At 60.8% G+C, this 12287-nt stretch carries 10 protein-coding genes; 8 read left to right on the plus strand and 2 right to left on the minus strand.

Features of this window, described 5'->3' with window-relative positions; all coding sequences use genetic code 11:
• Positions 1–16: 16 nt before the first annotated feature.
• A complete protein-coding gene (locus tag NQ018_RS07425) occupies positions 17–328 on the plus strand; it encodes a thiamine-binding protein (protein WP_257037602.1) in 312 nt (103 codons plus the stop codon).
• The gene (locus NQ018_RS07430) at positions 325–1287 is read left to right on the plus strand and encodes a tetratricopeptide repeat protein (RefSeq protein WP_257060073.1); all 963 of its coding nucleotides are present in this window, start codon (positions 325–327) and stop codon (positions 1285–1287) included. Before NQ018_RS07425 ends, NQ018_RS07430 begins: the two co-directional genes overlap by 4 nt.
• 146 nt (positions 1288–1433) lie before the next feature.
• On the opposite strand, the gene glgB is transcribed toward NQ018_RS07430, so the two are convergent.
• Together glgB and NQ018_RS07440 are read right to left on the minus strand one after the other, a co-directional pair.
• Complete coding sequence (gene glgB, locus NQ018_RS07435; RefSeq protein ID WP_257060075.1) at positions 1434–3626, minus strand: 1,4-alpha-glucan branching protein GlgB; 2193 nt, start codon at positions 3624–3626, stop codon at positions 1434–1436.
• Between the two features lie 77 nt (positions 3627–3703).
• A complete protein-coding gene (locus tag NQ018_RS07440) occupies positions 3704–5722 on the minus strand; it encodes an alpha-1,4-glucan--maltose-1-phosphate maltosyltransferase (protein WP_257060077.1) in 2019 nt (672 codons plus the stop codon).
• Positions 5723–6019: 297 nt separating this feature from the next.
• On the opposite strand from NQ018_RS07440, the gene NQ018_RS07445 reads away from it, so the two are divergent.
• The 6 genes from NQ018_RS07445 to NQ018_RS07470 all read left to right on the plus strand — a co-directional run bounded on the left by NQ018_RS07445 (position 6020) and on the right by NQ018_RS07470 (position 12279).
• Positions 6020–6928, plus strand: a complete 909-nt coding sequence (locus NQ018_RS07445) for an ABC transporter ATP-binding protein (RefSeq protein ID WP_373566916.1) — start codon at positions 6020–6022, stop codon at positions 6926–6928.
• Positions 6929–7063: 135 nt separating this feature from the next.
• The gene (locus NQ018_RS07450) at positions 7064–7873 is read left to right on the plus strand and encodes an NUDIX hydrolase (RefSeq protein ID WP_257037597.1); all 810 of its coding nucleotides are present in this window, start codon (positions 7064–7066) and stop codon (positions 7871–7873) included.
• 22 nt (positions 7874–7895) lie between these two features.
• Positions 7896–9050 (plus strand): THUMP-like domain-containing protein, encoded by a 1155-nt coding sequence (locus tag NQ018_RS07455; protein ID WP_257060078.1) that lies wholly within the window; start codon positions 7896–7898, stop codon positions 9048–9050.
• 160 nt (positions 9051–9210) lie between these two features.
• Complete coding sequence (locus NQ018_RS07460) at positions 9211–10005, plus strand: electron transfer flavoprotein subunit beta/FixA family protein (protein ID WP_257060079.1); 795 nt, start codon at positions 9211–9213, stop codon at positions 10003–10005.
• A gap of 47 nt (positions 10006–10052) precedes the next feature.
• Positions 10053–11006, plus strand: coding sequence for an electron transfer flavoprotein subunit alpha/FixB family protein (locus NQ018_RS07465; RefSeq protein ID WP_257060080.1), 954 nt, complete (start codon positions 10053–10055; stop codon positions 11004–11006).
• Between the two features lie 118 nt (positions 11007–11124).
• Complete coding sequence (locus NQ018_RS07470) at positions 11125–12279, plus strand: cysteine desulfurase family protein (RefSeq protein WP_257060081.1); 1155 nt, start codon at positions 11125–11127, stop codon at positions 12277–12279.
• The last annotated feature ends 8 nt before the right edge of the window (positions 12280–12287 follow it).

Consider the following 12287-nt stretch of genomic DNA (forward strand, 5'->3'; position numbering starts at 1 on the left):
GTCTACGATCGGGTGCATGATTGTCGCGTTTTCTGTGGCTCCCACTGAGGTGCCAAATGCACAGGCAGAGATGGCAGAGGCTGTGGCTGCGGCCGTGAAGGTGGTCCGGGATTCAGGTCTGCCAAATGAGACGAACGCTATGTTCACGCTCGTCGAGGGGGAGTGGGACGAGGTGATGGATGTAGTCAAGCGTGCCACGGAGGCGGTGCTCGCGGTCTCGCCACGGGTGGGGCTGGTACTCAAGGCTGATATCCGCCCTGGTCACTCGGGGCAAATCACCTCAAAGGTGGATTCTGTGAACCGGATTCTGGGTGGTGATTTGGCATGACGATCCCCAATAGGTTTGTTGGTGGGGCGCTGGACCTCTCCCAATTGCGCCAGGCACCTGAGCAGACGGAAGGAATTGCTCACCAACCGCAGGGCCATCAACAGCCCGGAGCAGCGCAAGCGGGCCAGCAGAACGTGCTCGCAATGAGCCTGAACATGGACAACGTTGAGGCGGAACTTATCAAGCGCTCTGCGCAGGTGAGTATCGTGATCCTGATTGGCTCTCCGCGCAGCCCGGAGTCGGAGCAGTTGCGCCAGGACTTCCAACAAATGGTCCAACACGGTGCCGGCAAGTGGGTGTTCCGCTACATCAACGCTGATACCGACCCCCAGGTTGCCCAGATGTTTGGTATCCAGGGCCTTCCCACCACGGTGGCGCTCGCTTCCGGCCAGCCGCTGGCGAACTTTGAGGGCGGTCAGCCTCGTGAAGCGCTCGAGGCTTGGGTCAATGCCGTGGTGCAGGCGGTGGGAGACCAACTTCCGGGCATAAGCGAGCAGGAAATGGCAGCGGCGGGCGCCGCCGAAGAAGAGCCTGCCGAGGACCCCAGGTTTGCTCCCGCAACCGAAGCCCTGAACCGAGGCGACTTTGCTACCGCGGTGGAAGTCTACGAGTCGATCCTGCGCAGCGAGCCGAACAACAAGGAAGCCAAGGCAGCAATGGATAACGCCAAGCTCCTCGGGAGGCTCCAAGAACTTGGCACCGACCCAGCAAACGCGGTGGCTAAGGCGCAGGAAAACCCCTTGGATCTCGCGGCTGTCCAGCAGGCTGCGGACGCCCACATTGCACTGGGCCAGCCGGAGGCAGCGTTTGATGCGCTGATTTACATCGTTGCCAACGGCGCGACCCCCGAGGACAAGCAAGCCGCCCGCGAGCGCCTGCTGGAGATTTTCGGCATCTTCGAACCAACGGACCCCAGAGTGATCGCCGCTCGCACCAAGCTGGCCTCAGCACTGTACTAGCCCCAGTGCCGCCTGCCGTGGCGCTGCTGTCCGGCTGCGAACCCGCCCTGGCCGCGTCGGCACGCTTTCCCTGAAGAAAAACGACGCCGCCAGCGCCGCAGCCACTTGAAGGTGGCAGTGCGCTGGCGGGTCAAAGGAATGCGGGGCTAGCCCACCCAGCGGTAGTACTGGGTGCTCATCGCGGGGATGCGCACGGTGAGCTCATGTGGGTAGCCGTCCCAAGGGGAGTCCCAGGCCACGTTGTGGTCCTCGATGAGGTTGTTGGCGCCCTCGTACACCCCGGCGTCCGTGTTGAGGATGCACTCCCAGCCGCCGCCAGCAGGGACGCCGAGCTTGTAGTGATCCTGGGTGGTGCCACCGAAGTTGCACACAATGAGCAGCTTCTCGCCATTTGAGCCGTAGCGGACGAAGGACAAGATGTTGTTGTCCGCGTCATCGGACTTAGTCCAGCTAAAGCCCTCAGAGCCGTTGTCCTGGGTGTAGAGCGCTGGCTCCTGCGCGTACACGGAGTTGAGGTCGCGTACCAGGTGGGAGATGCCCTCGTGGTATTCGCCTTCCCAACCAACCAGGTCGTCCCAGTCAAGGGAGCGGCCTTCAGACCACTCGAGTACCTGGCCAAATTCCTGGCCCTGGAAGAGCAGCTTCTTGCCTGGGTGGGCGTACATGTAGGCGTAGAGGGTGCGAAGGCCGGCTGCCTTGTTCCAGGCGTCGCCCGGCATACGGTCCCACAGGGAGCCCTTGCCGTGGACCACTTCGTCGTGGCTAAAGGGCAGCACGTAGCGCTCGGAGTAGGCGTACACCATGGAGAACGTGATCTCATTGTGGTGGTAACGGCGGTGGATTGGGTCCAGGGAGAAGTACTCCAGGGTGTCATTCATCCAACCCATGTTCCACTTCAGGCTAAAGCCCAGGCCGCCGTGCTCGGTGGGGGCGGTGACACCTGGCCAAGAGGTGGATTCCTCCGCGATGGTGAGCACGCCGGGATGCAGCTTGTGCACGGTGGCGTTCATCTCCTGGAGGAACTGCACCGCCTCGAGGTTCTCGCGCCCACCGTACTGGTTGGGCAGCCACTCTCCCTCGTTGCGAGAATAATCCAGGTACAGCATGGAGGCCACGGCGTCTACGCGCAGACCATCCACGTGGAACTCTTCCAGCCAGTACAAGGCGTTTGCCACAAGGAAGTTGCGAACCTCGTTGCGGCCGAAGTCGAACACATAGGTGCCCCAGTCCTTTTGCTCACCGCGGCGCCAGTCTGGGTGCTCGTACAGCGCCTGCCCGTCAAAGCGGCCCAGGGCAAAGGCGTCCTTGGGGAAGTGTGCTGGTACCCAGTCCACAATCACGCCGATGCCGCGAGCGTGGAAGGCATCGATCAACGCACGCAGCTCGTCCGGGCTGCCCCAGCGGGAAGTGGGTGCATAGTAGCCGGAAACTTGGTAGCCCCAGGAGCCACCGAAGGGGTGCTCGGCCACCGGCAGGAACTCTACGTGGGTGTAGCCCATCTCTGCCACGTAGTCCACCAGCTCGGTGGCCAATTCCTTGTAGCCCAGCTCGGTGCGCCACGAACCCAAGTGGACCTCGTAGACGCTCATGGGGGAGTTGGCGTGGTCGCGCTTGGCGCGCGCCTCCAGCCAATCTGCGTCTTGCCACTGGTAGGAAGATTCTGCCACCACGGAACCGGTTGCAGGAGCAACTTCCGCCTGGCGGGCCATCGGGTCCGCCTTGTCAATGCGGTGGCCTTCCTTCGTGTGGATGGCAAACTTGTAGACCTCGCCCACCCCAATTTCTGGCAGGAACACCTCCCAAATGCCCGAAGAACCCAGGGAACGCATTGGGTATTGGTTGGGATTCCAGCCGTCAAAATCACCAATTACAGCCACGCCGGCGGCGTTTGGTGCCCACACCGCAAACGAGGTGCCGCTGACTTCACCCAATTCCGTGGTGTAGCTGCGCTGATGTGCACCGAGAACTTCCCAAAGGCGCTCGTGGCGCCCCTCCCTAATGAGGTGCAGATCCATCTCGCCCAATGTTGGCAAGAAGTGGTAGGGGTCAGCCTTGTCCGTGGTGCTACCATCCGCCCAGGTGACGCGCAGGCGGTAGTCGGTGGGTTCTGCGCTGGGAAGCGTTGCTTCAAAGATGTCGTCGCCCGTGGGTTCTGCGGGAACCACGGTGCTGGAATCGGCGCCTAAGAGCACGTCAACGGCACTCGCACCAAGAATCCTGGTGCGCACAACGGCACTGCTGCCGTCCTCGATGGCGTGCCAGCCGTAGATACTATGCGGGTCGTGGTGCTGGCAGGTGATGAGGCGTTGGCGGTCAAAGTCAGCGATAGTGCTGGGCATGGGGCTTCCTTATAAAAATGCGGCGAGAGCCTGATTATGGGGTTTTCTCTGTGCTAGCTGGGCGGCTAGCTCGTGTGCTAGTTGTTGTAATCCACTTCCGTGCGCTGGGCGAGCACTGCCGCAGCACGCCGGTCAACCTGCGGAAGGTGAAGAACGTGGGCGACGTCGCCAAGCGGAGTCAGCCGGACGAAGGTGCGCTCGGTCCAGTTGAAGCTGGAGTTGGTCACAAGATCGTGCGCCGTCACCGTTGCATGAGGCTCGTACCCGAACTCTTGGAAGTTCAGCTCCACCGTACCCTCTTGAGTGTTATTGGGGTCCAGGTTGATGACCACCAAGATGTGATCACCAGAAATTGGGTCCACCTTGGAGTACGCCAAAAGCTGGTCATTAGTGGTGGGGTGGAAAATGATGGTGCGCAGTTGCTGCAAGGCAGGGTGCTCGCGGCGCATCCTGTTCAGCGCGGTGATGTACGGCTCCAGGGAATCACCGTGTTCCAGAGCTTGCTCGAAGTCACGGGGACGCAGCTCGTACTTTTCCGAATCGAGATACTCCTCGCTTCCAGTGGCAACAGCGATGTGCTCATACAGCTCGAAACCGGAGTACACGCCCCACAGTGGTGAAAGGGTAGCGGCCAGCGTGGCGCGGATGGCAAACATAGCACGTCCGCCATACTGCAAAGACTCATGCAGGATATCCGGGGTGTTCACAAACAGGTTCGGGCGAGAGACGTCCGCCATCTCCGCGATCTCCATGCCGAAGTCTTCAAGCTCTTCCTTGGAGGTTTTCCAGGTGAAGTAGGTGTATGACTGGTCGAATCCCGCCTTTGCCAGGCCGTACAGACGCGCCGGGCGGGTGAAGGCCTCAGCCAGGAAGATGACCTCGGGGTTGTCTTCGTGCACCTTCGCTATCAGCCATGCCCAGAAGTTCGTTGGCTTGGTGTGGGGGTTGTCTACGCGGAAGGTGGTCACGCCCATATCCACCCAGAAACGGACAACACGCAGGATTTCCTTGTAGATTTTCTTTGGCGCGTTATCAAAGTTCAGAGGATAGATGTCCTGGTACTTCTTTGGCGGATTCTCTGCGTAGGCAATCGTGCCATCCGCGAGCACCGTGAAGAACTCAGGGTGAGCCTTTGCCCAAGGATGATCAGGGGCGGCCTGGAGCGCCAGGTCCAAGGCGATTTCCAAACCGAGTTCCTTCGCGCGAGCCAGCAGAGCCTGGAAATCTTTCACCGTACCGAGTTTGGGTTCGGTGGCATCATGCCCGCCTGCCTTGGACCCGATTGCCCAAGGCGATCCGACGTCCCCAGGTCCCGGGGTGAGGGTGTTATTGCGGCCCTTACGGTTGATCTCACCGATGGGGTGGATTGGTGGGAAGTACACGGTGTCAAAGCCCATCGCGGCCACGCGGTCCAAAGCGGCCGCCGTGGTGGCAAAGGTGCCGTGCACTGGCTTGCCCTGCTCATCAACACCACCCGTGGAGCGGGGGAAGAGCTCGTACCAAGAATTAAACAGCGCCTCGGTGCGGGTAACTTCAACCTCATGCACATGGCCTGGGGTGACCAGCTCACGCAGCGGGGTGGCAGCCAGGATCTCACTGACTTCAGTGGAAAGCGCAAGGGCGAGGCGGTGCCGCAACGACTGAGGAGAGGAAAGTGCGTCCGCGGCGGCGTCGAGAGACTTGCGCTGAGCTTTGTCCTCGATTTGGGCGGCAGCGGCTCGGAAGAGGGTGGCGCCGTGGGTGAGGTCATTGGCGAGTTCCTGCTCGTCCTGGCCCGCGTCGGTCTTTTTAATAACGGCGTTGCGCCAGGTAGCGATCGGGTCACTCCACGCCTCTACCTGGAAAGTCCAGATGCCAGGAGAATCGGGGACAAAAGCGCCGTGGACGCGGTCCTGGTCAAACTGGTCACGCTCCATGGTGACACGCGCCGAGCGGCCGTTTGGGGACGTCACGAGCAGTGATGCAGCGATGGCGTCATAGCCTTCGCGCCACACAAGTGCAGAGACGGGGATGTACTCCCCAACAACTCCCTTAGATGGCCTCGCGCCACCATGGACGAGGGGACGGACGTCTTCTACTGCGAGTCTTCCGATCATGAGGTCAAAAGGCCTTTCGTTGGAGAAATAGAGTTGCCGCGAACGTGATTTTCACGTGCCGTAATGGCAAGTGTGACCCACATGGAAACTGTATCGAAGCGAACCCAGGAACACACCTGTTTTGCGGAACAAATGCTGTGTAACCAGACACGTCGAACGGGCAAAACGGGCAAATCGGGAGCACTGGCCACATTGCTACCTTTGGCGGAATCCGAGACCTTCACACTTCGCCGGATTTTTGCAGCGAATTTGTGTCAATTCCACACAGCTTGCGCCAGTTGCGCCATGATGGAAAGCATGACTCCCGCAGCAGACCAAAACCACACCGCAGCAACCGCAAGTGGCTACACCGGCGCCCACATCAGTGATCACAATGGTGGACCGAGGAACCCGGATGCGCTGGTGGACTTTGCTCAAGTGGAGTTCATTCGCGGCGGGAACACCTTAGTAGGCCCCGTTGATTGGCAGGTGGAACTCGACGAACGTTGGGTGATCATAGGCCCCAATGGTGCTGGTAAGACCACGCTGGTGCGCATGGCTGCAGCGCAAGAATTTCCCTCCAAGGGAAGGGCGTGGCTCATGGGTGAGCAGGTGGGGAAAACGGATATGCGGGACCTTCGCGCCTTCATTGGAATGAGCTCTTCCGCATTGGGGAACCGAATCCCGGCGGATGAAAAGGTTGCGGATCTGGTGATTTCTGCGGGCTACGCCATTTTGGGTCGCTGGCGCGAGGAATACGATGCCTCGGATCACGAACGGGCAACCGACCTGCTCGAACAAGTGGGTGCGATCCATGTTGCGGATAGGACGTGGGGGCAACTTTCAGAAGGAGAGCGCAAGCGCGTCCTGGTAGCCCGTGCGCTTATGACCGACCCCGAGCTGCTCATCCTCGATGAGCCGGCGGCGGGAATGGACCTTGGCGGCCGTGAAGACCTGGTGAACTATGTTGGTCACCTGGCGATGGATGCGGACGCCCCAGCGATCATCATGATCACGCACTATGTTGAGGAAATTCCCGAAGGCTTCACCCACGCGCTGCTGCTCGATGAAGGAAAGGTGGTAGCGCAAGGGCTGATCGACGACGTCCTCACCTCAGAGAACCTCACCCAAGCGTTCCATCAGCCGATCGAGCTTTCCAAGATCGATGGGCGGTACTTTGCCCGTAGGGTCCGCAGAGCACGGCACACCCGCCGTCGCGCCGAGTAGTGACAACCCGTGCGGTTGCAGCGACCGCGAAAACGGGCATGGGAAACATAAAACACCTAAAGTGGTGTGCATGCCTTAACGCTGCCGTAGGGTGACAGCCGCCCGAGTGGCTTGACTGGCTGAGGAGGGAGATTCATGGCACCGGTGGAAACTGGCGCAAGTGGCATTGACGGAGCCAAACTTGCTGTCACGGTGCTGATGATTCGTGATGCCCCAGATGGCATCGAGGTCTATGTCCAAGAGCGCGTCTCTACAATGCCCACATTCCCCAACACCACGGTGTTTCCCGGTGGGGGCGTGGACCCCCGCGACTTTGAAACCGGTGACTTCCAGAGCATGCGCTCCCTCATTGCCGGCGCCTCCCTGAGTAGGTGGGCGAAGGCGCTCCACGCCGATGAGGCCCGCGCTCGGGCGTTGCTGTTCGCTGCGGTGCGGGAGCTCTTCGAGGAGACAGGCACGCTCCTCGCGGTACACAAAGACGGCACTCCGGTTACCGACGCCACCGCGTACCACCCCCAACGCCTCGCCCTGGAAAGCCACCGGCATTCCCTCACCCAAATGCTGAGTAACAATGAGCTCAAAATCCGCTCGGACCTGTTGCGCCCATTCGCCCGCTGGGTGAGCCTGCCAGAGGACCCCTACCACTTCGATGTGTTCTCCTTCGTGGCAGTAGCTCCCTATGGGCAGGAACCAGACGGCAATACTCGGGAAGCAGCAAGCTCCGGATGGTTCCCACCGAGCCTTATTCTGGACGGCTGGCGCGCGGGCCTCCTCCGCCTGGTGATCCCCACATGGGCACAGCTCACAAAGCTTTCCAAGTTCGATTCCGTGGAAGAAGTTATGAACGCCCTGCGTACCGCAGATATGACACCGCACTACGGGCGGATCACTGAAGACCCAGATTTTGCCCAATTCCACAACCACGTCCCCCCAAAGCGCTTTTAACTCAAGCGAGGCAGGCGTATTCATGAGCTTTAGCCCAGAAGAACTTCACACCATCTTGCAGCGCCGCCCCGAAATCGATGCGGCAATCCGTGCGCGAACCCTCAGCAAGCACACCCAAATGGCGGATGCACAAGCATTCCGCGAAGCCTTTGGCGCAGCAGGACGCGCAGTGATGGAACTCGCTACCGCACAAGCAGCCGCAGAGCATAATGGCAAGCTCCCACATACCTGGCTCATGTGCAACGAATCCATGCAGCAGGCAACGGCAATGCCAGTAGCGCAGTATCGCGCACGAAAAATCGCCGAGCACGGATATGCCCAAGCCATTGATGTGACCTGCTCGATCGGCACCGAGGGTGCAGCACTCACGGAACAAGGCCTCAGTTATTTTGGCAGCGACATCGACCCAGTCCGAGTCCGCATGGCCACCCATAACGTCCAGGAAGGGCACTTCATCGTGGCCGACGCCCTGCAGCCCGCCTACCGTGAAGCGGGCCTTGGCAGCGTCGTTATTGCAGACCCCGCCCGCCGCAGCAACGGCCGCAGAATCTTTAGCCCCGAAGACCTCGCGCCGCCGCTATCCGCCGTGCAAAATGCGTGGCGTGGGGCACCGATGGCCGTCAAATGTGCCCCAGGGATCAACTACACCGGCTGGGAAGGCCTGGTCAGTGTGGTCAGCCTCAACGGATCCGTGAAAGAAGCCTGCTTGTACTCCCCAGAATTCGGCACTCGCCGGGAAGCCGTGGTGCTGCGAGACAACCACCAAGAAATTTGGCACTCCGACATGCCAGCAGAGGCCGAAGTCCGCCCACCGGGAAAGTACATCATTGACCCCGACGGGGCAGTGGTGCGCGCCGGGGTGGTGCAGCAATACGCGGTGGCGCACGGGCTGTGGATGCTGGATGAACACATTGCCTACCTTTCAGGAGAGCGCATCCCGCAGGGACATAGCGGATTTCCATTCATGCAACGCGTCGGTTTGAAACAGCTCAAGGCGGCGTTGCAGGCTTTGGATTGTGGAGCCTTGGAGATTCTCGTTCGAGGAGTAGATGTTGATCCTGACCTGCTCCGAAAGAAACTGAAACTCAAGGGAAGGCGCCAGCTCGCGGTGGTGATCACACGGCTTGGGGATGACCGCGTGGCGCTGATTTGCGGACCGCGCGAGTTTGCGGCCTAGGGGGCGTGTCCGGCGGGTGCGTTAGACTTGCTCGTTGGGTGCCAAGCCTTCGGGTTTGGCTCAACATGTTGCAACAGTACTGCCAGCTCCTGTGGGCAATAGGCCTGCAGCTTATGGATGCTTTGCTGAACGCGCACTCAATGTAAAGAAAGGTGAAGCCGTGCCTGCAATTGTGGCTCTGGTGAAAAACGTGCCGGATACCTGGTCAACGAGGTCTTTGGAAGAGGATTACACCCTGGACCGTGTGGGTGTGGATTCTGTGATTGATGAGATCAACGAGTTTGCCGTGGAACAAGCGCTCAAGCTGCGCGAGGCAAATCCCGACGCAGGCTTTGAAGTGGTGGCACTTTCTGCAGGTCCAGCAGGCTCCGAGGAGGCGCTGCGCAAGGCTCTCGCGATGGGTGCGGATCGTGCAATCTTGCTTTCCGACGAAGCCCTGGCCGGCTCCGATGCGCTAGGCACTGCCTGGGCATTGACCAACGCGATCAACCACGTTGCAGACGTAGCCATTGTGGTGATGGGCAACGCTTCCTCTGACGGTGCCACCGGAACCCTTGCGGGCCTGCTGGCGGAATACCGCCAGGTGCCGGCGCTGACCAACATGCGCGAGCTGCGCGTGGAAGGCAACGAATTGGTGGGCGTCCGGGAAACCAATGAGGGTGATTTTGACCTCCGCGCGCCAATGCCAGCGATCGTGAGCGTTACGGACAAAGCAGACAAGCCACGCTTCCCCAACTTCAAGGGCATCATGGCGGCGAAGAAGGCAGAAATTGAAGGTCTGGACCTGGCGGCCATTGGTGTGGACGCCGCGCAGGTTGGCTTGGGCCACGCAGCAACCGCAGTGCATAGCGCGACCCAGCGTCAAGCACGCCAAGGTGGAGAGGTGATCCGCAAGGATTCCGCTGCTGCAGCGGCAGCGATCGCCGACTTCCTAGTGCAGGAAAACTTGATTTAGGGCAATACACCCAACTTCGCATTGGAACACTTCAAAGGAACAATTCAATGACCAACGCTTATGTTTTGGTAGAGCACCGCGAAGGCGCACTGCTTCCTGCCACCGCCGAACTTCTCACCGCCGCACGGGTGCTTGGCGCCGTCACCGCCGTCGTCGTGGGCGCCCCAGGTGTGGCGGAGCCGCTACGCGAGGAACTGGCTTCGCTCGGCGCTGCCGTGATCTACGGCGCTGAGGCCGCCGACTACGCCGAGCGCGTGGTTCTGCCCGAGGTCGATGCGCTGCACGCGCTCGCCGCACAGACCCCAGCGCCGATTGTGGTGGCCGCCGGTGCACACGGCAACGAGATTGCCGGACGGCTGGCAGCTCGCCTGGCCTCGGGTGTGCTTACTGACGTGGTGGAAATTCTTGCTGACCGTAGCGCGAAGCACTCCATTTTTGGTGACGCGTATGAGGTCACGGCCGCAGTGGGCGGCACGAGCCCCATCTACACCCTGCGCCCTGGTGCCGTGGCGGCGCAACCAGCACCAGCTGCCGGTGCGTATGTGAACTTCGCGCTTCCAGCGGCGAGCGCTAAGGATGTGAAAGTGACCAAGTTCGCTCCTGCTGTGCAGGGCTCGCGCCCAGATCTCACCCAGGCCAAGGTGGTCATCGCCGGTGGACGTGGCGTGGAATCCCCGGAGAATTTCAGCACCCTTGTGGAGCCTCTAGCTGACGCACTGGGCGGTGCCGTGGGCGCGACCCGCGACGCCGTAGACCTGGGCTACTACGCCCCGCAGTACCAGATTGGACAAACTGGTGTGACCGTATCCCCAGACCTCTACATCGGCTTGGGCATTTCCGGCGCAATCCAACACACCTCTGGTATGCAAACAGCCAAGAAAATCGTGGTAGTCAACAACGATGAAGACGCTCCGTTCTTCCAAATCGCCGACCTCGGCGTGGTGGGTGACATCCACGAGATCACCCCGCTTTTGATTGAAGAGATCAACAAGCGGAAGTAATCCTTCCGTAGTTTGAGCCCCATGCACCCGGGTATCCCGAATACCCGAATATCCGAAACCCCAGCAGTGCGGTGTATGGGGCTCAATTGCGTTCGGTGGCGGCGTAGAATTGCTGCCCATGGAAGTTTCCTCGCAGTGCTATTTTGACCACGCCGCAACCACCCCCATGCGTCAGGTGGCGATTGATGCCTGGTTGGAGCATGCCCACGCGGGAAATGCGGGCGGCCAGTATGCGTTTGGCCGCGCCGCGCGATCAGTGCTGGATACCTCCCGGGAGACTATCGCTGAGCTGCTGGGATGCGAGCCGATCGAGGTGATTTTTACCGCCAGTGGAACTGAGGCGGACAACCTTGCGGTACGTGGGCTCTTTGCTGCGAGCGTTGCTGGGGGTGCTGCTCGGCGCGTGATTTCTACCCCAATCGAGCACCCCGCAGTCAAGGAAACCGTGGAGTACTTAGAGGCAACGGGCGCAGACGTCGAGCTGCTGGAGGTGGGTTCCAACGGCATCGTGATCCCCAGCGCCGCTCTGGATACAAAGGCCGCCGTTGCCACCTGCATGTGGGCAAATAATGAAACTGGTGCGATCCAGCCCGTGGAGGAGATTATCCAACGCGCTCTGGCGGCTGGAACCCCGGTGCACATCGACGCCGTCCAGGTGGTTGGCCACGCTGACGTGAACTTCCACGCCCTCGGCGCCACCACCCTTGCCGCCAGCGCACACAAATTTGGTGGCCCGCGCGGCATGGGCCTGCTGCTTGCCAAACGGTCTCCGGCTCCGAAAGCAATCATCTTGGGCGGTGGGCAGGAGCGCGGCCTGCGTTCCGGCACTGTCGACGTCGCCAGCGCCGCAGCCACCGCCGCTGCACTGCGCGAAGCGGTCCAAGAAAGCACGGGGGAGAATGAGCGGCTGCGCGGCCTGGTGGCCGAGCTTCGCCAGGGGATCGCGGCGAACATTGAGGACGTGGTGTTCCACACTCCCGAAGCTGATAAGGCGCTTACCGGGCATCTCCATGTTTCGTTCCCCGGCGCGGAAGGCGATAGCCTCATTATGCTGCTGGATTCGCGTGGGTTTGCCGCCTCCACGGGTTCGGCATGTGCAAATGGAGTGAACCGCGCAAGCCATGTGCTGCTTGCCATGGGGGTAGAGGAGTCCGTTGCACGGGCGGCGCTGCGCGTCACCCTTGGCCGCACCACCACGCAAGAGGATGTGCAGGCCTTGCTCCAGGAATTGCCCGAGGTGGTGCGTTTGGCCCGCAGCGCCGGCATGGCGTGATGGAGTGT

The sequence above is a fragment of the Corynebacterium kozikiae genome (assembly GCF_024580965.1).
GTDB lineage: Bacteria > Actinomycetota > Actinomycetes > Mycobacteriales > Mycobacteriaceae > Corynebacterium > Corynebacterium kozikiae.

Excerpts from the sequence above, each read along its gene's own strand:
- NQ018_RS07425 (WP_257037602.1), top strand. The coding sequence starts at position 17 with ATGATTGTCGCGTTTTCTGTGGCTCCCACTGAGGTGCCAAATGCACAG.
- NQ018_RS07430 (WP_257060073.1), top strand. The coding sequence starts at position 325 with ATGACGATCCCCAATAGGTTTGTTGGTGGGGCGCTGGACCTCTCCCAA.
- glgB (WP_257060075.1), bottom strand. The coding sequence starts at position 3,626 with ATGCCCAGCACTATCGCTGACTTTGACCGCCAACGCCTCATCACCTGC.
- NQ018_RS07440 (WP_257060077.1), bottom strand. The coding sequence starts at position 5,722 with ATGATCGGAAGACTCGCAGTAGAAGACGTCCGTCCCCTCGTCCATGGT.
- NQ018_RS07445 (WP_373566916.1), top strand. The coding sequence starts at position 6,020 with ATGACTCCCGCAGCAGACCAAAACCACACCGCAGCAACCGCAAGTGGC.
- NQ018_RS07450 (WP_257037597.1), top strand. The coding sequence starts at position 7,064 with ATGGCACCGGTGGAAACTGGCGCAAGTGGCATTGACGGAGCCAAACTT.
- NQ018_RS07455 (WP_257060078.1), top strand. The coding sequence starts at position 7,896 with ATGAGCTTTAGCCCAGAAGAACTTCACACCATCTTGCAGCGCCGCCCC.
- NQ018_RS07465 (WP_257060080.1), top strand. The coding sequence starts at position 10,053 with ATGACCAACGCTTATGTTTTGGTAGAGCACCGCGAAGGCGCACTGCTT.
- NQ018_RS07470 (WP_257060081.1), top strand. The coding sequence starts at position 11,125 with ATGGAAGTTTCCTCGCAGTGCTATTTTGACCACGCCGCAACCACCCCC.